Raw genomic sequence first — 24079 nt, forward strand, 5'->3', positions numbered from 1 at the left:
TTTTTAACGGTTGAATTCGAGTGTCGCGGCGACGGGCGCGTGGTCGGAGAGATACCCGCCGCCGAGCGTGTCGGGCAGCACCTCGCAGCGCACGGCCCGGATGCTGCCGCCGATGAAGATGTAGTCCAGCAGCGGCCTTTCGGCTTCGGGAATCCGCCCGAAATCGGAGAAACTCCACGCCGGACCCGACCGCTCCGCGGCGGTGAGGCGTGCGTCGCGCAGGAATCCGTCTTCGCCGACATGCGCGATCACGGGCGAATCCGGCTCGGCGTTGAAGTCTCCCGTGAGGATCACCGGGCGGTCGCCGCGCAGCGAGTCGATGCGCTGCCGGAGCAGTGCGACGCCTTCGCGGCGGGCCGTTTCGCCTTCGTGGTCGAGGTGCGTGTTGATGAAGAGGAATTCCCGGCCGTCGCTGCCGCGCCGCAGCACGACCCACGTGGCCAGCCGTTCGCAGGCGCCGTCCCATCCCTTCGACCCGGCGCGTCCGGGTTCCTCGCTCAGCCAGAACGTGCCCGAGTCGAGCAGGTCGAACGTCCCGTCGCGGAAGAACACCGCGTTGAACTCGCCCGCGCGGACGCCGTCTTCGCGGCCCACGCCGACGGCTCGGTAGTCGGGCAGCGCCGCGCGGAGGTCGTCGAACTGGTTGGCCAGCAGCTCCTGTGTTCCGAGCAGGTCGGGTTTCCGGGTACGGATCAGTCCGGCGATGCGTTCGCGGCGGAAGCGCCAGTTGTCCGGACCGTCTTCGGGGTTGTCGTAACGCATGTTGAGCGTCATGACGCCGAGCGGCCGCGGTTCGGAGTCGCCGCAGGCGGTCGCGGCGCCGAGGGCCAGCAGCAGGAGAAGTCGTTTCATGGCAGGCTGTTTTTCATTCGACGTAAAGATTTCCGGCGGGAATCGGGGTGAACTCCTTTTCACCGGGCGCTTTCCAGCTCCACGAGAGTTCCTGTCCCTCGTAGTCCTCGAAATAACGCAGCTCGAAGGCGTGCAGTCCCGCTTCGAGCGCCACGCGGCCGGTCGCCGTGACCGAGGCGTGCGAGCCGTCGTTGTCCACGACCTTGCGGCCGTCGATCAGCAGCACGCTGCCGTCGTCGCTCTTGGTGGCGAACTCCCAGATTCCGCGTCGCGGAATCCGGATCAGCCCTTCGAACAGATAGGCGAAATGGTCTTCCTGCGGGGCGCCGGCGATCGAAGGTTCGGGCATGACGCCGGTAGCGGTCCGACGGCCTCCGGGAATGTCGGCCGTGCGGGCGAACCGCCCTTCGTAATATGTGTACCGCACGCCCTGTGTCGCGGCCTCGGTGGCTGCGGGCGGCAGGAAACGGGCCTTTTCGGCGCGGAGCGTCAGCGTGTGGCTGGGTGCTGCTCCCGCTTTGAAGCCTTTGGCGCGGAGCGTCAGCGAACGGTCCACGCGCACCGGTTCGGTGTAGCGGGGCGACTGCGGTCCGGGCTCCGAGCCGTCGAGCGTGTAGCGGATTTCGGCCCCGGGGGTGGTCGTCGCCAGTGTGATCTCGACCGGCTCGGTGAACAGGTGCGCGGATTGTGTCGTGTAGGGGATCGAAACGACCTCGCCCCGGGTCAGCGAATAGGGGCGGGCGTCGGGGGACGTGCCCCGGTCGAAGTCCGGTTCGGGACGGAGCGCGAAGTGCAGCTCGCCGCCCCGCATGAGCTGTTCGTAGGTGAGGACGTTCGTCTCCACGGGTTCGCCGTCGAGCGTCACGGAGCCGATGTAGCGGTTCCGCTGCGGATCGTCGGCCGTGACGGTCAGCGTCCGTCCGCCGGAGAGCCGCACCACGGCGCGCTCGAACAACGGTGCGGTGAGCGCGAACTCGTTCGACCCGGGGCAGACGGGGTAGAATCCCAGCGAGGAGAAGATATACCAGGCCGACATTTGGCCGCAGTCCTCGTTGCCGACGATGCCCTCGGGCGTCGGGGCATACATTTCGTCGAGCAGGCGCCGCGTCAGCTCCTGCGTCCGCCACGGCATTCCGACATAGTTGTAGAGGTAGGCCATGTGGTGACTCGGTTCGTTGCCGTGGGCATACTGGCCCATGAGTCCCGTGACGTCGGCCACGTCGAGCCGCATTTCGTCCGAGGTGAGCGTAAAGAGCCGGTCGAGCTCGCGTACGAACGCTTCGCGCCCGCCGAACAGTTGTTCGAGGCCGTTCACGTCGTGCGGTGCGAAGAAGCGGTAGTGCCACGGCGTGGCTTCGGTGTAGTCGCGTCCCGTGGCGAACTCCTCGAAAGGCGTCGTCCAGCCGCCGTCGGACCGCCGTCCTCGGAAGAAGCGTGTCGAACCGTCGAACACGTTCACGTAGTTGAGCGCCCGGCGGTAGTACGCTTCGGCCGTTTCGTCGCGGCCCAGCGATTCGGCCATGCGGGCGATCGTCCAGTCGTCGTAGGCGTATTCGAGGGTGCAGGAGACCGATTCGCGCCTGATGTTCGAGGGGATGAATCCCGTGGCCACGTAGTAGTCGGAACCCTTCTTGTTGCGGTTCGACGAGCGGATCATGGCCTCGAGCGCATGCTCGGCGTCGAAGCCGCGGATGCCCTTCAGGTAGGCGTCGGCGATGACCGACACGGCGTGATAGCCGATCATCGTGCCCGTTTCGCCCGAGGCGAGAGGCCAAATGGGCAGTTCTCCCGTGGCGTCGTACATGTCGAGCATACTGAAGATCATGTCGTTTACGAGCGTGGTGTCGATGAGCGTCTGCAACGGATGCCATGCGCGGAAGGTGTCCCACAGCGAGAAGGTGGAGTAGTAGGCGCGCCCTTCGGGGACCCGGGCGATCGTTCCGTCGTGCCGGCGGTATTGCCCGTTGGCATCGCTCATCAGGTTGGGCGTCAGGCAGGCGTGGTATTGCGCCGTGCGGAACACGGTGCGTTCGTCGCGCGTGCCGCCTTCGACGGAGATGCGTCCCAGGGCTTCCCGCCACGACGCTTCAGCGCGGGTGCGCACGGCGTCGAAGTCGAGCTCGGGAACCTCCGCGAGGCTGTTTTCGCGGGCGTTCTCCGCGCTGACCGACGAAAGGCCGACGGCTGCCGTGAGGTGCTCCGTGCCGGGGGCGAACGTCAGCACCGCCTGCCTGCCGCCGAGCAGCTCGACGTCGGTGAACGGCTCGGAGAACCGGGCCCAGAAATAGACGTACCGGTCGGCGACCCATCCTTGCGAGCGGCGCATTCCGGAGAGTTCGGCGGGACCCGTCCGGCGCAGTTCGCTCCGGTCTATCCGCGCTTCGGCGATCGTGTGCGTCAGGTCCACGATGACGCGCCGCGGCCCGTCGCCGCGGAACGTATATCGGTGTACGCCCGTGCGGGGCGAGGCCGTCAGTTCGACCGTCAGCCGTTCGTCGGGCAGCTCGACGCGGTAGTAGCCGCACGAAGCCCGTTCGCCGTCGTGCGAGAAACGGTAGGGCTGCGGCCGGTACAGGCTGTCGCGCGCCACCTCCGCGCGGAGGGTGGGGTGGAAGAGGATGTCGGCCAGATCGGCGCATCCCGTGCCGCTGAGGTGGGTGTGCGAGAAGCCGTCGATCGTCGTGTCGTCGTAGTGGTAGCCCGCGCAGGCGTCCCAGTCGCCCGCCCGCGTGTCGGGACTGAGCTGCACCATGCCGAAAGGCGTGGCGGCGCCGGGATAGGTGTGGCCGTGGAAACCCGTGCCGATGAACGGATCGACGTATCCGATCGGGTCGGAGGGCTGCGTGCAGGCGGTGCCGGCGCAGGCCAGCAGCATGCAGGTGAGGTTTCGTATCATGGTCGTCAAGGTCGGTTTCGTTTCGGTTTTCACAAAAGTAGCGCGCCTTCCGGAGTCGGATGGCGGCGATTTGCGTATTTGATTCCTCGCATCGCGCAAAAGCGGTTTCCGGCGTGCAGCCGGGAATTCGGATGACAAAAAACGACCGTGCCGCGGAAAAATTTCCGGAAAAAGAGTATCTTTATCCCGGAAAAATATTCCGGAATGGCACGTATCCTCTTTCTGACCGACTTCTCGGAAGCCTACGCGCGCAATCTGCTGCTCGGGATCGCCCGTTATGCCCGCAATGCCGGGCAGGCGTGGAGCCTCTGCCGGCTGCCGCTGTCGATCCGCGACAAGTTCGGCATCGGCGCCGTGCTCGAGCTGGCCGGCAGGATGCGCGCCGACGCCGTGATCGGACAGTTTTACAATACGGACAATGTGGAGCTGTTCGCGCAGAGGGGCATCATCACCGTCGCGCAGGATTTCGAGGCGCGCTTCCCGAACATACCCAACATTACCGGACCGCATTTCCTGGCCGGAAAGATGGGGGCGGAGTATTTCCTCAAGAAGGGATTCCGGCACTTCGCGTTCTACGGTATGCGCGACGTCGTGTGGTCCGACGAGCGGTTGCAGGGGTTCCGCGAGACGGTGCGTGCGGCGAACCCCGGATTCAGTTTTTCTGCCCTGGACAAAAGCTCCCGGAACGAGTTGTGGAACTACGATCCCGTGCAGTTGGTGGCCTGGCTGCGTGCGTTGCCGAAACCGGTCGCTGTCATGGCCTGCGACGACAACCACGCCTATCATATCACCGAAGCCTGCCAGCAGCGCGAGGGGGGGGGGAAATTGCGCATTCCGGACGATATCGCGGTGCTCGGCGTGGACAACGACGAGACGATCTGCCGCCTGTCGGAGCCGAATCTCTCGTCGCTGAACCAGAATATCGAGCAGGGCGGCTACGACGTCGCGCAGTTGATCGACCGGATCATCCGCGACCCGGCGACGCCGCGCGAGGATGTGATGGTCATGCCGACGCACATCGTGACGCGCCAGTCCACGGACATTTACGCCAACGGCGACCAGCATATTGCCGAAGTGCTGAAATACATTCACGAAAATATCCGGGAGAAGATTTCGGTCGATGAGCTGGTGGCGCTGGTTCCGCTCTCGCGCCGCCTGCTGGAGACGCGTTTCAAGAAGAGCATGGGGACTTCGATCTACGACTACATCATCCAGACCCGCATCGAGAAGGTCGCCCAGTTCCTGTGCGAGGGAATGAGCGTGTCGGAGGCCGCCCTCGAACTGGGCTTCTCCGACATCAAGAACCTTTCGCGCATGTTCCGCCAGTTGCGCGGCATGACTCCTTCGGAATACCGCAGGCACGTGCTTCATCCCGAACGCTGATTCCGCCCTCCGGTGCGGCGGTGGTTCGCGGAACCGTGCGGCATGCGGATCGTCCGGCGCCGGACGTGCGGTGCTTCCGTGTCGTCGGCAGCGGGGACGCACCGGTCCGTGCACCGCCTTTCGGAGAAGGCGGTGCGATCTTTTCGCCCGTTTTGTTCGAATGTCGTTCGTTTTTTGTACCTTTACCCCCGCTTCGCCGCGGTGTCCGTCCGTGGAAAGGCCCGGAAAACGGCCTCCCGGAGGAGACTCGGGCGGCGAAGCCGATTTTTTTGAACTAAACGAAAATTACGATGGCTTACAACTTACTGAAAGGAAAGAAAGGATTGATTTTCGGCGCGCTCAACGAGCAGTCGATCGCCTGGAAGGTGGCGGAACGCGCCGTGGAGGAGGGTGCCGAGATCGTCCTCACGAATACCGCCGTGTCGATCCGCATGGGAACGATCGGCCGGCTGGCCGAGAAGTGCCGTACGATCGTCGTGCCGGCCGACGCCACGAGCGTGGCGGATCTGGAGAACCTGATGGACAGGACGATGGAGCATTTCGGCGGCAAGTTCGACTTCATGCTCCACTCGATCGGCATGTCGCCCAACGTCCGCAAGGGCCGCACCTACGACGATCTGGATTACGACTACCTCTCCAAGACGCTCGACATTTCGGCCATCTCGTTCCACAAGGCCATCCAGGTGGCCCGCAAGAAGGACGCCATCAACGACTGGGGTTCGATCGTGGCGCTCTCGTATATCGCCGCGCAGCGCACGCTCTACGGCTACAACGACATGGCCGACGCCAAGGCCCTGCTGGAGTCGATCGCCCGCAGCTTCGGCTATATCTACGGCCGGGAGAAGCACGTGCGCATCAACACCGTCTCGCAGTCGCCGACGCAGACCACGGCCGGCAGCGGCGTGCTGGGGCTGGGCGACCTGATGTCGTTCGCCGAGAACATGTCGCCGCTGGGCAACGCCTCGGCCGAGGATTGCGCCGACTACGTGCTGACGCTCTTCTCGGACCTCACGCGCAAGGTGACGATGCAGAACCTCTACCACGACGGAGGATTCTCGTCGATGGGCATGTCGCGCCGCGCGATGAAGACCTACGAGAAGGGCATGCGGTTCGACGACGTGCACCAGAACCAATACCCCTTCGGAAAGGAGGAGACGAAATAGTTTCCGGAGCGGGAAGACGTTCCGGGGAAGTCGCTTTCCCGGAAGACAGGATGAAAAACGGAGGCCCAAGCCTCCGTTTTTTCATGTCATGGCCGCTTCATGTCGGGGCGGATGTGCCGGCATGCGCGGACGGGCGGGGGATGCCGCCGTGCGGCAGGGGCTTCTGCCGGGGGCATTCCGCCCGGTCTGGGTTCAGTACTGGTGTCCGTCGCCGCGGATTTCGTCGCGGGTGATCGGACGGCGGTTCAGCGCGCGCCAGGCGTACCAGATATAGGCCGCCACGAAGGGCACGAAGAGCGACACCCAGGCCATCGTCCGGAGCGTGAAGAGGCTCGACGAGGAGTTGCGGATCGTCAGCGACGACTGCATGTCCGCCAGCGAAGGGTAGTAGGCCGTATCGTTCCAGCCGGCGGCGAGCAGCAGGGCCAGCACCGCGAGGATCGTCCCCGAACCGCCGAACCAGACGGCCCGCCGGTTGCCCCGCCAGCCTGTGTAGATACTCCAGAGCACGAGCAGGACACCGGCGAGCAGCGCGGCGGCGACATAGGGCATTGCGGTGAGGTTGTGCAGGTATTTGTACTCCTCGACCCGGATTGCGCCCGTCGCGGGGTCCGCCGTCAGACCGTCGGCGACGAGCAGCGCCGCGAGCCATCCGACGAAGCATCCGACGAAGCCCGGGGTCATGACGGCGATCCGGCGGCGGCAGCGCGCGGCGATCGTCTCGTCGTCGATGCTGTTCATCAGGTACTGGCAGGCGAGCATCTGCGCGAGCAGCGTCACGGCCAGGCCCAGCAGCCAGTTGCGGATGTCGGCGACGGCCTCCAGGCCGTGCCACGGGGTAGTCCATTGCGAGATGACCGCCTCGCCGCCCGTTCCGGCCAGGTTGAGCCGGTCCACGGTGAAGTTCGCTCCCGTGAAGAGCGTCGAGACGGCCATGCCCAGCAGCAGCGGGCCGAGCAGGCCGTTGATGAGCAGGAAGGCGTTGTAGGTCCTCTCGCCGAAGACGTTCGCGGGTTTGCGTCGGTATTCGTAGGCCACGGCCTGGATGACGAAGCAGAGCAGAATGGCCGTCCAGACGTAGGCCGCGCCGCCGAACGACGTGGAGTAGAAGAGCGGGAACGAGGCGAAGAAGGCGCCGCCGAAGGTGACGAGCGTCGTGAAGGTGAACTCCCATTTGCGTCCCAGCGCATTGACGATCATGTTGCGCTCCTCGTCCGTGCGCCCGAGGTCGTAGAGCATGGCCTGTCCGCCCTGTACGAAGAGCAGGAAGACCAGAAGGGCGCCCAGCAGCGAGATGATGAGCCACCAATAGTGTTGCAGCAGAGTCAGCGTGTCCATGGCTTATTCGTTTTTGGGTCCGATTTTGATTTGGCGGAACATGATGCTCAGTTCGGCGACGAGCAGTGCCGTGAAGAGCGCCAGGAAGAGGAAGAAGGTCGTGGCGACCGAGCCGCTCGGAATCTTCGAGGCGGCGACACCCACGGGCATCAGGTCCTGAATGGCCCAGGGCTGGCGTCCGGCTTCGGCGACGATCCACCCCGTCTGCGAGGCCAGGTAGGCCAGCGGCACGCACCACACGGCCGTGTGCAGCAGCCAGCGCTTCGCGGCCAGGCGGTCGCGGCGGTTGTACCACCAGACGAGGCCCAGAACGAGTATGAAGAGACACCCCGCGCCGACCATCACGCGGAACGAGTAGAAGAGCAGCGGCACGTTCGGGACGAGCTGCTGCGGGCTTTCCAGATAGCCGTAGCCGAAGTAGGCGAAGTACTCGCGCAGGAAGTGTCCGCCCTGCGGCGTCGAGCGGTCGAACAGCGCCTCGATCTGCCGCATCGTCCCCTCGTCGCCCTCGTCGCGCGCCCGGCGGTAGCGGTCGAGCGTGGCGATGACGGCGTGCCCGCGGGCGATCTTCTCCTCGGCCGAGAGAATGCCCCGCTCGGGGTTGCCCTCCACCAGGTCGTTGATGCCCGGCACGAAGGCGTCGGCGTCGCGGAAGCTCATGATCGAGAGCAGCTTCGGAATGTCGATCTTGAAATAGAAGGCTTCGTCGCCCGACGCGTGCCCGGCCTGGGGGCGCAGCAGTCCGACGGCCGTGAGCGGCGCTCCCTCCCGTCCGTCGTAGAGCGCCTCCATGGCGGCCAGCTTCATCGGCTGCGTGCGGGCCGCGATGGCGCCCGAGCGGTCGCCGGTCCAGGCCGTGGCCAGGGCCGATACGAGCCCGAAGAGCGAGGCGATGGCGATGCTTTTGGAAGCCATGCGCTTTTCGCGGCCCCGGAGCAGGTACCATGCCGAAACGCCCACGACGAAGAGCGCCGCGAGGGTGAACGACGAAGTGACCGTGTGCAGGAACTTATTGACCGCCACGGGCGAGAGGGCCACGGCCGAGAACGAACTCATCTCGTTGCGGACCGTTTCGAGGTTGAAGTCGCAGCCCACGGGGTGCTGCATCCAGGCGTTGGCCACCAGAATCCACCAGGCCGAGAGGTTGGCGCCGATGGCCGTGAGCCACGTGGCGGCGAGGTGGAAGCGTTTGGAGACCTTGTCCCAGCCGAAGAACATGACGGCGATGAAGGTGCTCTCCATGAAGAAGGCCAGAATGCCCTCGATGGCCAGCGGTGCGCCGAAGATGTCGCCCACGAAGTGCGAATAGTTCGACCAGTTGGTGCCGAACTCGAATTCGAGGATGATGCCCGTGGCTACGCCGATGGCGAAATTGATGCCGAACAGGCGCATCCAGAATCGGGTCGTGCGGCGCCAGAACGCGTCGCCCGTGCGGACGTAGAGGGTCTCCATGACGGCGATGAGGAATCCCAGTCCGAGCGTCAGCGGCACGAAGAGCCAGTGGTAGATGGCCGTCAGAGCGAATTGCGCCCGCGACCAATCGACGGTCGATAGGTAGTCGGTAATCATAGCGTTATTTTTCGGGAATCAGATTTTCCAGCACATGATCGGCGCGTTCGCGGGAGTCCATCCCGGCGAGCAGGTCGGGAAAGAAGAAGAGGCGCAGCACGGCGAAGAGGATGAAGAGCTTCACGAGGATAATGGCCCAGAGCGTGCGCCCCAGGGTCATCGAGCGGAACCCGTCGATATAGAATCGGGCTATTTTGCGGAGCGTCTGCATCGTTTCCGGTCGTTTCGTCTCCAAAGATAGTGTTTTTTTCGTACTTTTGCACCTCCGGAGCGAAATCCGGCTGTTATTGAATCGGAAAATCCAATGAATGCGAAACGAACGGAAGAACGGCTGCCTTCGCCGTGGGTGTCGGCCGTCCCGCTGGCAGTGCTCACGGTGCTGCTGTACGTCGTGATCCGCTGCTTCGGCGGCGACGCCATCAACGGCGGCAGCCAGATCGCGCTGCTCTCGGCCGCATCGGTCTGCGTGATGCTCTCCATCGGAATCTACCGCTGCCGGTGGGCCGTTTTGGAGGAGGCCATCATCGACAACATCCGCGCCTCGGCCTCGGCCATCCTCATCCTGCTGCTCATCGGCGCCATCGCCGGGTCGTGGATGGTCAGCGGCGTCGTGCCGACGCTCATCTGCTACGGCCTGCACATCCTTCATCCTTCGTTCTTTCTGGTGGCCTCGTGCCTCATCTGCGCCGGCGTGTCGCTGATGACCGGCAGCTCGTGGACCACGATCGCCACCATCGGCGTGGCGCTCATGGGCATCGGGCAGGCGATGGGCTTTCCCGAGGGATGGGTCGCCGGAGCGATCATCTCGGGGGCCTATTTCGGCGACAAGATCTCGCTGCTCTCCGATACGACGGTGCTGGCCTCCTCGACGGTCGGCGTTCCGGTCTTCACGCACATCCGCTACATGCTCTACACCACCGTGCCGTCGATGCTCGTGGCGCTCGCGGTCTTCGCCGTGGCGGGACTGTGGCTCGACCACGGCACGGCGGAACAGACGGGGCTCTATGCCGATGCGCTCCGTGCGACGTTCCGCATCTCGCCGTGGCTGCTTCTCGTGCCGCTGGCCACGGGGCTGCTCATCGCGCGCAAGCTCCCGGCGATCGTGACGCTCTTCGCCGCGGCGGTCTTCGCCTGCGTAGCGATGCTCGCGGCGCAGCCGGGGCTGGTGGCGCAGGTGGCGGGCGTCGCGGAGACCGACTTCCTCTCCGGATTCAAGGGGGTGCTGATGACCCTCTTCGGCCCGACGTCGCTCGCTACGGGCTCGCCCGTGCTGGACGAGCTGGTTGCGACGCGCGGCATGGCCGGAATGCTCAACACCGTGTGGCTCATCATCTGCGCCATGTGCTTCGGCGGCGTGATGACCGGCAGCGGCATGCTGCGCTCGCTCACGGCGATCTTCCTGCGGTTCGTGCGCCGCACCTTCCCGGCCGTGGCCTCGACCGTCGGCGCGGGCATCTTCTTCAACCTCTGCACGGCCGACCAGTACATCTCGATCATCCTCTCGGGGCGTCTCTTCCGCGAACTCTACGCACGGCGCGGGCTGGAGGAACGGCTGCTGAGCCGTTCGGTGGAGGATTCGGCCACGGTGTGCTCGGTGCTCGTCCCGTGGAACTCGTGCGGCATGACGCAGGCGACGGTGCTCGGCGTCTCGACCTTCGTCTATATGCCCTACTGCGTCTTCAACCTCGTCAGCCCGCTCATGTCGCTGATAGTGGCCGCCGCAGGGTGGAAAATCCGGAAAAACAACAATCCCGTGCGATGAATACGAAACTGGTTATCTTCGATCTCGACGGCACGCTGCTCGATACGATCGGCGACCTGGCCGTCGCCTGCAACGCCGTGCTGGCCCTTCGCGGGCTGCCGCAGCACTCCTACGGGGAGTACTGCCGTTTCGTGGGAAACGGCATCATGCGGCTCGTCGAGCGGGCCCTGCCCGAAGAGCTGCGCACCCCCGAAAACGTGGCGCTCGTGCGGGCCGACTTCGTGCGTTACTATACGGAGCATATCGACCGCCATACGAAACCCTATGCCGGCATTCCGGAGCTCGTGGAGGAGCTTCGGCGGCGCGGGGTGCGGCTGGCCGTGGCCTCGAACAAATTCCAGGCCGGGACCGAAAAGCTCGTCGGGCTGTTCTTTCCTTCGGTGCCGTTCGCCGCGGTCCTCGGACAGCGCGCGGGAGTGCCGCTCAAGCCCTCGCCGGCGGTGGTGGAGGAGATTCTCGCCCGCACCGGTACGCCGCGCGGGGAGGTGCTCTACGTAGGCGATTCGGGCGTGGACATGGAGACCGCGGCGGCGGCCGGCGTGCGTTCGGTTGGCGTGACGTGGGGATTCCGGGCCCGGCAGGAACTCGTGGAGGCCGGGGCGCAGCATCTCGTGGACCGTCCGGAGGAGATTCTCGCGCTGTTGTAGCGGGGCGGTTCCGGCGGCGGATTTCCGGCGGCTTGCGGCGGTTTCCGGACGGATTATGCCTGTCCGGGAAAAATACCCCCGATCGTGTTCCCTATTGGCTGCATCGCGCGGCATGAAAGGGTGCGGACGGGATCGGGAGGCGACGGAACGGCGGCTGTTGGAGCGGTCGGGGAGCCGGTGCGCGAGGCGGGCCTCGAGCAGGCCGGAGTGAATGCCGTCGCGGCGCGGGCGCGGCTCCGGTCCGTCAGTTGCAGTAGGCCTTCACGTCGGCGGCGGTGATGCGCCCGTCGGAGAGGATGAGCAGCCGCTCGACGACGTTGCGAAGTTCGCGGACGTTGCCGCTCCACGGCATCGCCTGCAGGGCGGCGACCGCCTCGGGGTCGATGGGTTTGGGCGCCAGTCCGTATTCGGCCGATATGAGGCGGATGAAGTGGTCCGTGAGCAGCGGAATGTCCGCGGCGTGTTCGCGCAGCGCGGGGACCCGTACGACGATGACGCCGATGCGGTGGTAGAGGTCCTCGCGGAAGTTGCCCCGGCGGATCTCCTCGCGGAGGTCCTTGTTCGTCGCGGCCACCACGCGCACGTCCACCTCGATGTCCTTGTCGCTGCCCACGCGGCTGATGCGCCGCTCCTGCAGGGCGCGCAGCACCTTGGCCTGCGCCGCAGGCGACATGTCGCCGATTTCGTCCATGAAGAGCGTGCCGCCGTCGGCCTGTTCGAATTTGCCCTTACGCTGTTTGATGGCCGATGTGAAGGCGCCGCGCTCGTGACCGAACAGCTCGCTTTCGATCAGTTCCGAAGGGATGGCCGCGCAGTTCACCTCGACGAACGGTCCCGCGGCGCGGGCGCTTCCGGCGTGGAGGCGGCGCGCCACCAGCTCCTTGCCCGTGCCGTTTTCGCCCGTGATCAGTACGCGCGCCTCCGACGGGGCGACGCGGTCGATCAGCCGGCGGACGCGGTCGATCTCGGGCGAGTCGCCGATGATCGGCTCGGCCTGCGCGGGACGTGCGCGGCGGCTGCGGCGCACGCCCGGCGCTGCCGTCGGGGCGGCGGGCGCCGCGACAGCGGGCGGGTTCTCGATCGTCCGCTGAATGGATTGCAGCAGGTGGTTCATGTCGATGGGCTTGGTGAGGAAATCCTGCGCTCCGTTGCGGACGGCCCGCACGGCCGAGTCGATCGACGTCTCGGTCGAAAGGGCGATGAAGGGTATGCCGGCATCCGGAACTTTGCATGCCGTGTCGGAGAGGATCACGTCGAAGGGGATCTTCGCGCACATGTCCGACGCCTCCTTTTCGTTTTCGGTGGCCTCGGTCGAGAAACCTTCGTATTCGAGCCGCTCGCGCAGAATGTTTCGCACGCTTTTTGATTGGTCCAGAATTAAAACTTTTGCCATAGCTTATATTTGAAAAAAATTATCTACTTTTGTCCCAAAGTTAAGGTTTTCCGCGCCGTTGGACGAATCCGGCAGGACCGGACGGCGCGGGCGGAAAACAGCTCGAAACGTCTTGATAAGGTCTATCGCGAAGGCCCGGCCGGAGGCTCCGGCGGACCGAACGGGACAGTGTGCGGGACCGAAACAGCAATATGAAGAAGAATTACAATTACACGCGACGCAAGTTGTACCTGCCCGAATACGGGCGCCATATCCAGGAGATGATCGACTCGCTGCTGGAGATAGAGGACCGGCGCGAACGCAACCGTCAGGCGCGGGCCGTCATCGCCGTCATGGGCAACCTGAACCCGTTGCTGCGCGACACGGCGGACTTCACCCACAAACTCTGGGACCATCTGTTCATCATGTCTGATTTCCAGTTGGATGTGGACAGTCCCTACCCGCGTCCCTCGCGGCAGGAACTGACCGTTTCGCCCCGTCCGATGGCCTATACGCAGGGGCGGATCGCCTACAAGCATTACGGCAAATACGTCGAGCGGATGATCCGGTCGCTGGCCGGGTGTCCCGACGGGCGGGCCGTGGCCGGAGCGGTGGACAATCTGGCCCGCTACATGCGTGCCAAGAGCTACGAATACAATCAGGAGCATCCCAACAACGAAGTGATCGTAAAGGACATCAAGCACATGTCCGGGGGAACCATCGAAATCGACGAAGCGGCCATAAACAACCTCCGAAGCGACTATAAACAGCACTTTTCGGCGCGTCCCCAGAAGGGCGCGCAGCAGGGCCGGCAGCCTTACCAGCAGCGGCGGCAGCAGCAGAACCGCCAGCAGCAGCACGGACGCAGTTTCCCCAAGAACGGCTCCGCGCACCGCAGTCCGTCGAAATGATCCGCCGCTCCCGCCGGGATGCGGGGAGGCGGAGCGGAGTTGCCGTCCGGGGCGCGATGCCCCGGGGCGGAACGGAGTTTGCGTCCGGCGTGAGCGGATCATTTGGTCCCTTTTGCGGGCGCGAATAAATTTTTGGCACTTCCCGCGCTTTGTATTATCTTTGTGTTCGTCAAATGCGAAAACGACCATTCATGAGCAGAGAAACGTTTGTCGTCCTGTGCGCTGCGGCTGCCGCCATGTGCGGTTGCCAGTCTTCGAAAGTGAAAATTTCGGGCCGCATCGTCGGCACGGAGCCCCGCAATATCTATCTGGAGGAGGTCACGCCGCTCCGGCAGACGATCGTCGATTCGACGGTGCTCGCCGCCGACGGCAGCTACCTGTTCCGGCTCCGCGACATCGCCGCATCGCCCTCCCTCTACAATGTGGTGTACGACAACGAGCGGATTCCGCTGCTCGTGGAGGGCGGCGACCGTGTGACGGTGAACTCCGCGGGAAGCGTCGTGCGCAACTATACGGTCGAGGGGTCGGCCGAGTCGGAGCTGCTGCGCGAGTTCTACCAGGCCTTCGTCGTCGGCGCGCAGCATCTGGACGAAATCGCCTCTCGCTTCGCCGAGCCGAACCTTTCGGAAGAACGGCACCGGGAGTTGATGAAGGAGTACACGAACGAGTATTTCCGTATCCGCCGCGAGCAGTTGCGCTTCATCGTCGAGAACAAGTCTTCGCTGGCGGCGGTCTATGCGCTCTATCAGCGTCTGCCGGGCGACAGCTACCTGTTCAACGGCGACGGGGACGTGGTTTACTACCGTACGGTGGCCGAAGCCGTGGCCGAACGCTATCCCGGCTCGCCCTACGTCGGGGCGTTGCAGGCCGAGGTGGCGCGTATGGACGCGCAGGCCGGGCTGGCCTCGAAGGTGAGCGAGCTGAACTACCCCGATCTGGAACTGACCGACATGTACGGAGAGAAGGTCCGCCTCTCGAAGGTGGCCGAGGGAAAGGTCGTGCTGCTGGACTTCTGGTCGGCCGAGCTGGGCACGAGCAATGCGCTCAACGCCGACCTGAAGGAGCTGTACGCGAAATACGCCGGCCGCGGGTTCGAGGTCTATCAGGTGGGTATCGACACGTCGAAACCGCTGTGGATCACGGCTGTTCAGGAACAACAACTGCCGTGGAAGTCGGTCACCGACCTGCGCGGGCGCGCCTCGTCGGCCCTGGTGGTCTATAACGTGCAGCGCATTCCGGCCAATTTCCTCATCGACCGCGAGGGAACGATCGTCGGAAAGAACCTCTACGGCCGGAGCCTCGAGGAGAAACTCGAACAGTTGCTTCCGTAGCCGAATGTACTACTTCGCCTCGGACATACACCTCGGCGCCGGCGATCCGGAGACGGCGCGGCGCACGGAACGGCGTTTCGTCGCATGGCTCGACGCCGCGGGGCGCGATGCGGAGGCGATCTTTCTTCTGGGCGACATCTTCGACTTCTGGTTCGAATACCGCCGCGTGGTTCCCAAAGGCTTCGTGCGGACGCTCGGCAAGCTGGCCGAACTCACAGACCGGGGCGTGCGCGTGGTCTTCTTCACGGGCAACCACGATATGTGGGTGGGCGACTACCTCGCGCGTGAATGCGGCGTGGAAATCCACACCGCGCCGCAGGAGGTGACGCTCGCCGGACAGCGGCTCTTCCTGGCCCACGGCGACAACATGCGCATCGAGGGGCAGCCGGCGCTGCGCCTGCTCAACACGGTGTTCCGGTCGCGGACGCTGCGGCGGCTCTTCGCCTGGGGCGTGCATCCCGATCTGGCGATGAAGTTCGGCCGCTGGTGGAGCGGCAAGTCGCGCAAGCGGCACAACGACGCCGACCGCCGGGCCGCCGAGACGGGTTGCGGAGGCGGTTTCGACGCCTCGCTCACCGAACCGCTCATCGACTATGCCCGCGACTATGCCCGCACGCACGCCGTGGATCATTTCCTCTTCGGACACATGCACTTCGCCCGCGATTACCGCGAGGGGGCGCTGCACACGGTGCATCTGGGCTGCTGGGAGAAGAACCCCTCCTACGCCGTGCTGGACGACGGAGGACGTCTGACGCTCAAAACGCTCGAATCATGAAACAATACCTCGACCTGCTGCGCCGCATCCGGACGGAGGGCGTCGTGCGCGGCGACCGCACGGGAACCGGCACGATGGGGGTCTTCGGACACCAGATGCGCTTCGATCTGGAGGAGGGCTTTCCGCTGCTGACCACCAAGCGGGTCTTCCTCAAGGGGGTGATCCACGAGTTGCTGTGGTTCCTCGCCGGAGACACCAATATAAAATACCTCGTCGAAAACGGCGTCCACATCTGGGACAACGACGCCTACCGCTACTATAACGAACTTTGCGCCCGTTGCGGCGTGCGCCCCGTGCCGCGCGAGGAGTTCCTCGCCTCGGCGGGCGGCCCGTCGCCGATCGAAGGCTATCGTTACGGCGATCTGAACCATGTCTATGGCTACCAGTGGCGGTCGTGGCCCCGGCCCGGCGGGGGCGCGGTGGACCAGATCGAGCAGGTGGTGGAGACGATCCGCCGCAACCCCGAGTCGCGGCGGCTGCTGGTCTCGGCGTGGAACGTCGCGGAGATCGGCGAGATGGCCCTGCCGCCGTGCCACGTGCTGTTCCAGTTCTATGTGGCCGGGGGGCGGCTGTCGTGCCAGTTGTACCAGCGCAGCGCCGACACGTTTCTCGGAGTGCCTTTCAATATCGCCTCCTATGCCCTGCTGACGATGATGACGGCGCAGGTCTGCGGCCTCCGGCCCGGAGAGTTCGTCCATACGCTCGGCGACGCGCACCTCTACCTGAACCATCTGGAGCAGGCCGACGAGCAGCTCGCGCGCACGCCGCGCCCGCTGCCCGCGATGCGGCTCAACCCCGCGGTGCGCTCCCTCGGGGCGTTCCGTTACGGAGATTTCACGCTCGAAGGCTACGATCCCTGGCCGGCGATCAAGGCCCCCATGTCGTTCTGACCAAAAAAACGATTCCCATGCTTTCCCTTATCGCTGCCGTCGCCGAGAACGGTGTGATCGGCGACAAAAACGCCCTGCTGTGGCATATTTCCGAGGACCTGAAACATTTCAGGGCCGTGACGACGGGCCATCCCGTCGTGATGGGCCGCAAGACCTTCCTTTCGCTCGGGCGTCCGCTGCCCGGGCGCACGAACGTCGTCCTCACGCGGCAGGCGCTCGACATTCCGGGCTGTACGGTGGTCCACTCGCTGGAGGAGGCCGTCGCGCTCTTTCCGAACGACGAGGAGGTGTTCGTCATCGGCGGGGCGCAGGTCTATGCCGAGGCGCTGCCGCTGGCCGGCCGCTTCTATCTCACGCGCGTGCGGCATCCCTACGAGGGCGACACGCGCTTCCCGGCATGGGACGAGAGCGAATGGCGCCTCGCGGCCTCGGAGGCGTTCCCGTGCGGAGCGTCCTATCCCTGGCCCTTTGTCTTCGAAACCTGGGAGCGGCGCTGAATTTACGCATTTATACCACCCCGCGACCCGGCGGGATTCCCTACCTTTGCGCTTGCAAAGGTTTTTTTGCGTCTATGGGAAAGTATTTCGATCTGTTGATGGAGGACGTGCGGATGCGCGAGGGGCTGCATTCGTGCATGAACTGCGGCGTCTGCACGGGCGTCTGCCCCGCGGCGGAGTTCTACAACTACGACCCGCGGCAGATCGTCAATATCGTGCAGACACGCGACGACGAAGCCATCGAGGAGCTGCTTCGCAGCGACACGATCTGGTATTGCGGCGAGTGCATGTCGTGCCGTCCGCGCTGCCCGCGGGGCAATACGCCGGGGTATGTGATCCAGGCACTCCGGCGGCTGTCGCAGAAGCTCGGCCTGTTCGTCGAGAGCGAGAAGGGCCGCCAGCAGCTGGCCCTCAAGCGCATCATCGGCGACAACATCCTGCGCACGGGCTATTGCCTCGTGCCGCGGCTCGTGAAGCCCGAGCTGCATCCCGAGCAGGGGACCGTCTGGCAGTGGATCTACGACAACGACAAGGAGGTTTACGGCCGTTTCACGCCCGTTTACATGAAACAGGGGGCCGGGGCGCTGCGGCGCATCGACGACGAGTCGCTCGACGAGATCCGCCGCATTTTCGACGTGAGCGGCGGACGCGAGATGTTCGACGACATCGAGCGCCACTCGGACCGCAAGGCCCGCGAGATGGGTTACTCCGAGGGGGCCGGCGAACGCTACCTCATGGACGTTTTCACGACAAACAGCAACGAACACGATTAGCCATGATGAAACGGGCAAGCTGGACGGATTACCAGAAACAGATCGCCGACGACCGCTACTACTACGGCCGCAGTTGCATCCGGCAGAATTTTTTCCCGGGCAGCGAAAAGGCGTTCATCGACATACTGCGGCACGACCTGGGGCGCGACCTGCTGGACGACCCCAGGCACTCCTCGTGCACGGGCATCGGCTACCATTCGGACATCGTGCCGCTGGAGACGATCATGACGGTCGTGGCGCGGCAGTTCTCGCTGATGAACGAGGCGGGGTACGAGAATTTCGTCACCTCGTGCATCACCTCCTTCGGCGTCTATACCGAGGTGCTGGCCACCTGGGCCGAGTTCCCCGAGACGGAGGAGCGCACGCGCGAGAACCTGCTGAAGGCCACCGGACGCGAATTCCGCAAGCCGGCCAGCCTGGCCCACACGTCGGACGTCATGTTCCATTTCCGCGACCGGATCGCCGCACAGGCCCGGCGGCGGCTGGTGAACGTGGCGACGGGCGAACCGCTGCGCGTGGTCGAGCACATCGGCTGCCACTACGCCAAGATCTTCCCGAAGTCCGGGATCGGCGGTTCGGAGTTCCCCTACGTGCTGGCCGGCATGGTCGAGGCGTGGGGCGGCGAGTGCGTCGATTACCCCGAACGGCGGCACTGCTGCGGATTCGGGTTCCGCAACTACCTCGTGCAGGCCAACCGCGGCTATTCGATCGCCAACTCGCACAAGAAGCTGGAGAGCATGGCCCCCTACAAGCCCGACTTCATCGTGGCCAACTGTCCGGGTTGCGCCATGTTCCTCGACAAGTGGCAGTACGCCATCGCCGAGATGGAGGGCACGACCTACGGGGAGAACGGCCACGGCATCCCGGTCCTCACCTACGAGGAGATGGCCGGGTTGGTGCTGGGCTACGACCCCTGGGCGCTGGGAATGCAGATGCACCAGGTCGATGTCGAGCCGCTGCTCGACAAGATGGGGGTCGAATACGATCCCGCGGCCAAATACCTTGGCCGCAACGGGAAATATATCGGCAAGCCCGCCTCGGCGGTGGTGAACTGCGGCACGACCGACACGGTGTACGACATAAGGGAGTAGATGCCGCGTCCGGCCGCGGTCCCGAAGACTGCGGGAAAGTCCCCTCCGGGAGTGCGGGGCGACGTTGAATGGTAGCAAAAATTCGGATATGAAAAAACGGATCATCGTCATAGGCGGCGGCGCGGCGGGTATGCAGACCGCGCTGCGGCTCGCCGAACAGGGCGCCGAGGCGGTCCTCCTGGAGAAGGAGGCCGAGCTGGGCGGCAAGCTCCGGGGCTGGCATGTGCTCTTCCCGTCGTTCACTCCGGCCGGGGAGGTGCTCTCCGAGTTGCGGCGGCGGGTGGCGGCGAGCGGCGTGCGGGTGGAGACGGGCGCCGAAGTGGTGGGCCTTTCGCCCCGGGAGGTGCGGCTGGCCGACGGACGGACCCTTGCGTGCGACGCGGCGGTTCTCTGCACGGGTTTTACGCTCTTCGACGCCTCGGTCAAGGAGGAGTACGGCTACGGCATCTACGACAACGTGCTGACGTCGGTCGATGTCGAACGGATGCTCCGCGAGGGGCGTGTGGCCAAGGCCGACGGCTCGCAGCCGCGGCGGATCGCCTTCCTCCACTGCGTCGGATCGCGCGACGAGAAGGTGTGCCAGCAGCACTGTTCGAAGGTGTGCTGCATCACGGGTGTCAAGCAGGCGATGGAGATGAAGCGGCTCTTTCCCGACGCCGACGTTTTCAATTTCTACATGGACATACGCATGTTCGGTCCGGGATACGAGGAGATGTACCGCGAGGCGCAGCAGCGCTATAACATCCATTTCGTCCGCGGCCGCATCTCGGAGGCCGGGCCCACGCTCGACGGACGGGTGCAGATCAAGGCCGAGGATACGCTGACGGGCCGTCCGCTGCGCATGAGCGTCGATCTGCTGGTGCTGCTGGTGGGCATGCGCGCCAACGACGACAACGCCGCGCTGGCCGCCGAGGCCGGGCTGCGGCTCGCTCCGAGCGGGTTCCTGCAGCCGCGCGACCTGTTCCTGGACAACGTCCGCAGTTCGGCGGACGGGATCTTCTGCGCCGGGGCGGTCTCCGCGCCCAAAAGCCTCGGCGAGACGTTGAACGAAGGGACCGCTGCGGCCGACGCCGCGGTCCGCTACGCGGGGGTGTAGGCCATGGCGATCCGTTTCGGCTATACCATTTCGAAACCCCGGGCGATCGACCTCGACCGCAACAACCTGCGCAAGAGCGACGAAATCCTGCGCGAGATGCCCGAGTTGCAGACCTGCATCGGCTGCGGGGGCTGCACGGCGGTCTGCACGGCCGGAAATCTCACGGAGTTCAACTTCCGGCGGGTCCACACGCTCGTCCGCCGCGGTGAGTATCAGGGAGCCTACGAGGAGATGAACAAGTGCATGCTGTGCGGCAAGTGCCGGCTGGTGTGCCCGCGCGGCATCAATACGCGGGGCGTGGTGCTGTTGATAAAACGTAAACTGGGGGACTTCTGACGATGACCTTTTTCGCGCCTTTCTGCATTCCGTTCATGGTCGGTGCGGCCGTGATGTTCCTTACCCTCGCGTGGAAGTGGGGCGTGTGGCTCTGGCGTCTGCCCCGGGCAGACAAGATGCGCATCGTGCGCGGCCTGCCCACGCGCCGCACGGCGGAGGCCGTGTGGGAGGTGGTGAGCGAGTCGCTGCTGCACCGCCGGATCTTCCGCGTCAATCCGTTGCTGGGCTACATGCACATGTCGCTGGCCTTCGGGTGGTTCCTGCTGATCGCCGTGGGGTGGATCGAGACGGTCGCCTACCTCGGCTTCCGCTACGTGCCGTTGCAGGGGCATGTCTTTTTCAAATACTTCGCCACGGGACTGGAGCACAAGCCGGTATTCGACTTTGCGATGGACCTGCTGTTGCTGTTCGTCCTCTCGGGCGTGGCGCTGGCATGGGCCAAACGCTTCCGTTCGCGGGCGATGGGCCTGCGCCGCACGACGAAACACGTGCCGGGCGACCGTGTGGCGCTGTCGGCTCTCTGGTTCGTCTTCCCGGCCCGTCTGGCGGCCGAAAGCGCGACCTGCGCCCTTTACGGCGGCGGGGGATTCCTCACCGGATCGCTCGGCGCCTGGCTGGCCGGTCATGTCGGGGTGCTGCCGCTCATGAACTTCGAGTCGGCGGCATGGTGGTTCTATTCGTCGTGCCTCGGAGTTTTCTTCGTGGCGCTGCCCTTTTCGCGCTACATGCACATTTTCACCGAGATTCCGCTCATCTTCCTGCGCCGCTACGGCCTGCGGTCGGGCGAGAAGGAGACCTCCTACGACCGCTTCCAGACCGATGCCTGCTCGCGTTGCGGCATCTGCATCGACCCCTGCCAGTTGCAGAGCGTGCTGGGAAAGGATACGGTGCAGTCGGTCTATTTCCTGCGCGACCGCCGCTACGGCATGCTGCGGCGCGAGACGGCCGACGACTGCCTGATGTGCGGCCGCTGCGCCGTGAAGTGTCCCGTGGGCATCGACCTCAATACGCTGCGGCTCAATTCGCGCGATACGATGCGCAACGTGCCCGACGAACGGCGTTACGGCTATTTCGCCGGGCTGGACCGCTCCTCCGGGACGGGCAAGGTGGGTTATTTCGCCGGGTGCATGACCCTGCTGACGCCCCGCACCCTGTCGGCGATGGAGCGCGTGTTCGGCGCCGCCGGCGAGGAGGTGTGGTGGGCCGACCGCGAAGGGGGCGTCTGCTGCGGGCGGCCGCTCAAACTGGCGGGCGAGACCGATTCGGCCCGCCGGATGATGCGCTACAATACGGAGCTGTTCCGCAAACACGGCATCACGACGCTGGTGACCTCCTGTCCGATCTGTCTCAAGGTCTTCCGCGAGGATTACGACCTGCCGGGGATCGAGGTGCTGCACCATTCGGAATATATCCATCGGCTGCTCCGCACGGGGCGGCTGGCGGTGGCGCACGGCGCGACGCGCTTCACATACCACGATCCCTGCGAACTGGGCCGCGGCAGCGGCATCTACGACGAGCCGCGTGCGGTGATCGGTGCGGTCGGGGAGCTGCTCGAACCCGCCTCGACGCGGGAGAACGCCCTCTGCTGCGGGTCGTCGGTGGCCAACACGGCGATTTCCGACGAGGGGCAGCTCCGCATCGCCCGCGCGGTGGGCGCCGAACTCGAGGCGACGGGCGCCGAGGTCGTAGTCACGGCCTGCCCGCTCTGCAAGAAAGCGCTCGGACGCGGCGTGAAAGCTCCGGTGCGCGATCTGGCGGAGGTGGTGGCGGACAGTCTGGTACATAATTAAACGAAGAAAACGAAATGGATGTGAAGCAGAATATTCTGGGAGCGATCGGGCGGACGCCGATGGTGCGGATCAATTCGCTTTGGTCGAGTCCCTGCGTGAATATCTTCGCCAAGCTCGAAGGGTTCAATCCCACGGGCAGCATCAAGGACCGGATCGCCGTCAAGATGATCGAGGCGGCCGAACGCGAGGGACGGCTCATGCCCGGGAAGACGATCATCGAACCGACGTCGGGCAATACCGGGATCGGGCTGGCGATCGTGGGCATCGTCAAGGGCTATCCCGTGGAGATCGTGATGAGCGAAGCGGTGTCGGTCGAACGGCGCAAGATCATCCGCGCCTACGGCGGCAAGGTCCGTCTGACGCCCGCGGCGGAGGGGACCGACGGGGCGATCCGGCTGGCCCGCAGACTGGTGGCCGAGAACCCCGACAAGTATTTCATGCCCGATCAGTTCGCCAATGCCTGCAACTACCTGGCGCACTACGAGAATACGGCGCTGGAAATCTGGCAGCAGACCGGCGGCGAGATCGACTACCTGGTCTGTGCGCTCGGGACCTCCGGGACGCTGATGGGCCTGTCGCGGTTCCTGAAGACGATGAAGCCGTCGATCCGGGTCGTCTGCGCGCAGCCTACGCAGGGGCACTACATCCAGGGGTTGAAGAACATGGAGGAGGCGATCGTGCCGGCGATCTACGATGCTTCGAAAATCGACGTGCAGGAGCTCGTCGAGAGCGAGGAGGCGATCGAGATGGCCCGGCAGATCATCGCCCGCGAAGGGATCTTCGCCGGGATGAGCAGCGGTGCGGCGATGCTCGCGGCCCTGCGCACGGCCGAGCGGATCGAACGGGGAAATATCGTCGTCGTATTCCCCGACCGGGCCGAGAAGTACCTTTCGACGCAGATGTTCGCCCGCTTCGACGACTGACGCGCTGCGGCTGCGGGACGCCCTGTCCGGGATCTTTCGCCGGAAGCCTCTGCGGTCCCGGGACCGTTATCCGGCCGGTCCGGTTGCCGGGCGGCGGATCGGAGGCGGCTGCCCGTTGCGAATGAAAAAATATTTTCGGATTAAACGATTAACAGTCAGTCGGTTTTCGGCGGACGGGCTGCGTGGGGCGAAATTTTATTTGCCGAAACCGGATTTTTGTATTATCTTTGCACATGCAAAAGCGATAGATCGCACAAGCTAACGATATATCGCGGGATGGAGCAGTTGGCAGCTCGTCGGGCTCATAACCCGAAGGTCGGAGGTTCGAGTCCTCCTCCCGCTACCAAGGCGGACAATTCGGCGGAATTGTCCGTTTTTTTGTGCAAAGAAAGAACGGGAGGGGCGTGCCGTGCGGTTTTCGGAGGAGGTTCGTGCGGTTCGATGCCTGCTTTTGCGGGTTCGGCGTGCATTTTGCAGCGACAGGGATGTAACCATAAATTCGGAAGCCATGAAAGAAAAAGAGAACACGACCTGCGATCCCTGCGAGCGGAATTTCGAACGCAATATCGACCGGATGGTGAAGGCGGGCGAAGCCCCCGCGGAGAAGACACGCCGGGAGAAGGAGGCCGAGGTGAAATCGGCCTTCGCCGAAGAACATCCGGCCGCGAAGTGATTCGGGGCGTA

The 24079-nt window shown here is 64.7% G+C and carries 22 protein-coding genes and 1 tRNA gene; 17 read left to right on the plus strand and 6 right to left on the minus strand.

All coding sequences use genetic code 11. The features are described from left to right. Nucleotides 1-3: 3 nt before the first annotated feature. Together FME97_RS08530 and FME97_RS08535 are read right to left on the minus strand one after the other, a co-directional pair. The gene (locus FME97_RS08530) at nucleotides 4-852 is read right to left on the minus strand and encodes an endonuclease/exonuclease/phosphatase family protein (RefSeq protein WP_141428984.1); all 849 of its coding nucleotides are present in this window, start codon (nucleotides 850-852) and stop codon (nucleotides 4-6) included. Nucleotides 853-865: 13 nt separating this feature from the next. Continuing rightward, nucleotides 866-3748, minus strand: a complete 2883-nt coding sequence (locus tag FME97_RS08535; protein WP_141428985.1) for a GH92 family glycosyl hydrolase — start codon at nucleotides 3746-3748, stop codon at nucleotides 866-868. Nucleotides 3749-3952: 204 nt separating this feature from the next. Here FME97_RS08535 and FME97_RS08540 point away from each other — a divergent pair, with 204 nt between their 5' ends. Next, nucleotides 3953-5131 (plus strand): AraC family transcriptional regulator, encoded by a 1179-nt coding sequence (locus FME97_RS08540; protein WP_141428986.1) that lies wholly within the window; start codon nucleotides 3953-3955, stop codon nucleotides 5129-5131. 290 nt (nucleotides 5132-5421) lie between these two features. Then, nucleotides 5422-6294, plus strand: a complete 873-nt coding sequence (locus FME97_RS08545) for an enoyl-ACP reductase FabI (protein ID WP_141428988.1) — start codon at nucleotides 5422-5424, stop codon at nucleotides 6292-6294. Nucleotides 6295-6486: 192 nt separating this feature from the next. Here FME97_RS08545 and FME97_RS08550 read toward each other — a convergent pair whose 3' ends face one another. From FME97_RS08550 to FME97_RS08560, 3 genes are read right to left on the minus strand one after another with little or no spacing between them, the layout of a single operon-like run. Then, complete coding sequence (locus tag FME97_RS08550) at nucleotides 6487-7632, minus strand: cytochrome d ubiquinol oxidase subunit II (RefSeq protein ID WP_141428989.1); 1146 nt, start codon at nucleotides 7630-7632, stop codon at nucleotides 6487-6489. Nucleotides 7633-7635: 3 nt separating this feature from the next. Then, a complete protein-coding gene (locus FME97_RS08555) occupies nucleotides 7636-9201 on the minus strand; it encodes a cytochrome ubiquinol oxidase subunit I (RefSeq protein WP_141428991.1) in 1566 nt (521 codons plus the stop codon). 4 nt (nucleotides 9202-9205) lie between these two features. Then, nucleotides 9206-9412, minus strand: coding sequence for a DUF4492 domain-containing protein (locus FME97_RS08560; protein ID WP_141429996.1), 207 nt, complete (start codon nucleotides 9410-9412; stop codon nucleotides 9206-9208). 93 nt (nucleotides 9413-9505) lie between these two features. Between FME97_RS08560 and FME97_RS08565 the strand changes: the two genes are divergently transcribed. Beyond that, complete coding sequence (locus FME97_RS08565; RefSeq protein WP_141428992.1) at nucleotides 9506-10963, plus strand: Na+/H+ antiporter NhaC family protein; 1458 nt, start codon at nucleotides 9506-9508, stop codon at nucleotides 10961-10963. After that, entirely contained in the window at nucleotides 10960-11610 is a 651-nt protein-coding gene (locus FME97_RS08570; protein ID WP_141428994.1) for an HAD family hydrolase, read from the plus strand. Before FME97_RS08565 ends, FME97_RS08570 begins: the two co-directional genes overlap by 4 nt. A 244-nt stretch (nucleotides 11611-11854) precedes the next feature. Here the strand turns inward: FME97_RS08570 and FME97_RS08575 are convergent, their stop codons facing one another. Next, nucleotides 11855-13003, minus strand: a complete 1149-nt coding sequence (locus tag FME97_RS08575) for a sigma-54-dependent transcriptional regulator (protein WP_141428995.1) — start codon at nucleotides 13001-13003, stop codon at nucleotides 11855-11857. A gap of 191 nt (nucleotides 13004-13194) precedes the next feature. Here FME97_RS08575 and FME97_RS08580 point away from each other — a divergent pair, with 191 nt between their 5' ends. The 13 genes from FME97_RS08580 (at nucleotide 13195) to FME97_RS12445 (ending at nucleotide 24068) form a co-directional block, all read left to right on the plus strand. Then, on the plus strand, nucleotides 13195-13893 hold the full coding sequence (locus tag FME97_RS08580) for a DUF4290 domain-containing protein (RefSeq protein WP_141428997.1): 699 nt from the start codon (nucleotides 13195-13197) through the stop codon (nucleotides 13891-13893). A 191-nt stretch (nucleotides 13894-14084) separates the two neighbouring features. Beyond that, the gene (locus FME97_RS08585; RefSeq protein ID WP_141428999.1) at nucleotides 14085-15224 is read left to right on the plus strand and encodes a TlpA disulfide reductase family protein; all 1140 of its coding nucleotides are present in this window, start codon (nucleotides 14085-14087) and stop codon (nucleotides 15222-15224) included. Between the two features lie 4 nt (nucleotides 15225-15228). Beyond that, complete coding sequence (locus FME97_RS08590; RefSeq protein WP_141429000.1) at nucleotides 15229-15999, plus strand: UDP-2,3-diacylglucosamine diphosphatase; 771 nt, start codon at nucleotides 15229-15231, stop codon at nucleotides 15997-15999. Beyond that, the gene (thyA, locus tag FME97_RS08595) at nucleotides 15996-16889 is read left to right on the plus strand and encodes a thymidylate synthase (RefSeq protein WP_141429002.1); all 894 of its coding nucleotides are present in this window, start codon (nucleotides 15996-15998) and stop codon (nucleotides 16887-16889) included. The genes FME97_RS08590 and thyA overlap by 4 nt, the downstream gene beginning before the upstream one ends. A 17-nt stretch (nucleotides 16890-16906) precedes the next feature. Beyond that, nucleotides 16907-17386 (plus strand): dihydrofolate reductase, encoded by a 480-nt coding sequence (locus FME97_RS08600; protein ID WP_141429004.1) that lies wholly within the window; start codon nucleotides 16907-16909, stop codon nucleotides 17384-17386. Between the two features lie 74 nt (nucleotides 17387-17460). Continuing rightward, nucleotides 17461-18159 carry a 4Fe-4S dicluster domain-containing protein gene (locus FME97_RS08605; protein ID WP_141429006.1) on the plus strand — a complete coding sequence of 233 codons (699 nt, stop codon included), beginning with the start codon at nucleotides 17461-17463 and terminating at the stop codon, nucleotides 18157-18159. Nucleotides 18160-18161: 2 nt separating this feature from the next. Next, a complete protein-coding gene (locus FME97_RS08610; protein ID WP_141429007.1) occupies nucleotides 18162-19250 on the plus strand; it encodes a CoB--CoM heterodisulfide reductase iron-sulfur subunit B family protein in 1089 nt (362 codons plus the stop codon). An 88-nt stretch (nucleotides 19251-19338) separates the two neighbouring features. Beyond that, entirely contained in the window at nucleotides 19339-20346 is a 1008-nt protein-coding gene (locus tag FME97_RS08615; protein ID WP_141429009.1) for an FAD-dependent oxidoreductase, read from the plus strand. A gap of 3 nt (nucleotides 20347-20349) precedes the next feature. Next, nucleotides 20350-20682 carry a 4Fe-4S dicluster domain-containing protein gene (locus FME97_RS08620; protein ID WP_141429011.1) on the plus strand — a complete coding sequence of 111 codons (333 nt, stop codon included), beginning with the start codon at nucleotides 20350-20352 and terminating at the stop codon, nucleotides 20680-20682. A 2-nt stretch (nucleotides 20683-20684) separates the two neighbouring features. After that, on the plus strand, nucleotides 20685-22472 hold the full coding sequence (locus tag FME97_RS08625) for a (Fe-S)-binding protein (RefSeq protein WP_141429013.1): 1788 nt from the start codon (nucleotides 20685-20687) through the stop codon (nucleotides 22470-22472). Between the two features lie 14 nt (nucleotides 22473-22486). Next, nucleotides 22487-23395 (plus strand): PLP-dependent cysteine synthase family protein, encoded by a 909-nt coding sequence (locus tag FME97_RS08630; RefSeq protein ID WP_141429015.1) that lies wholly within the window; start codon nucleotides 22487-22489, stop codon nucleotides 23393-23395. Between the two features lie 270 nt (nucleotides 23396-23665). Beyond that, nucleotides 23666-23741: transfer RNA gene (locus FME97_RS08635), tRNA-Met, on the plus strand. Between the two features lie 162 nt (nucleotides 23742-23903). Further along, nucleotides 23904-24068, plus strand: coding sequence for a hypothetical protein (locus tag FME97_RS12445; protein ID WP_162852162.1), 165 nt, complete (start codon nucleotides 23904-23906; stop codon nucleotides 24066-24068). Nucleotides 24069-24079: the final 11 nt, after the last annotated feature.

Origin of the sequence: Alistipes dispar (genome assembly GCF_006542685.1) — a bacterium.
GTDB classification, from domain to species: domain Bacteria; phylum Bacteroidota; class Bacteroidia; order Bacteroidales; family Rikenellaceae; genus Alistipes; species Alistipes dispar.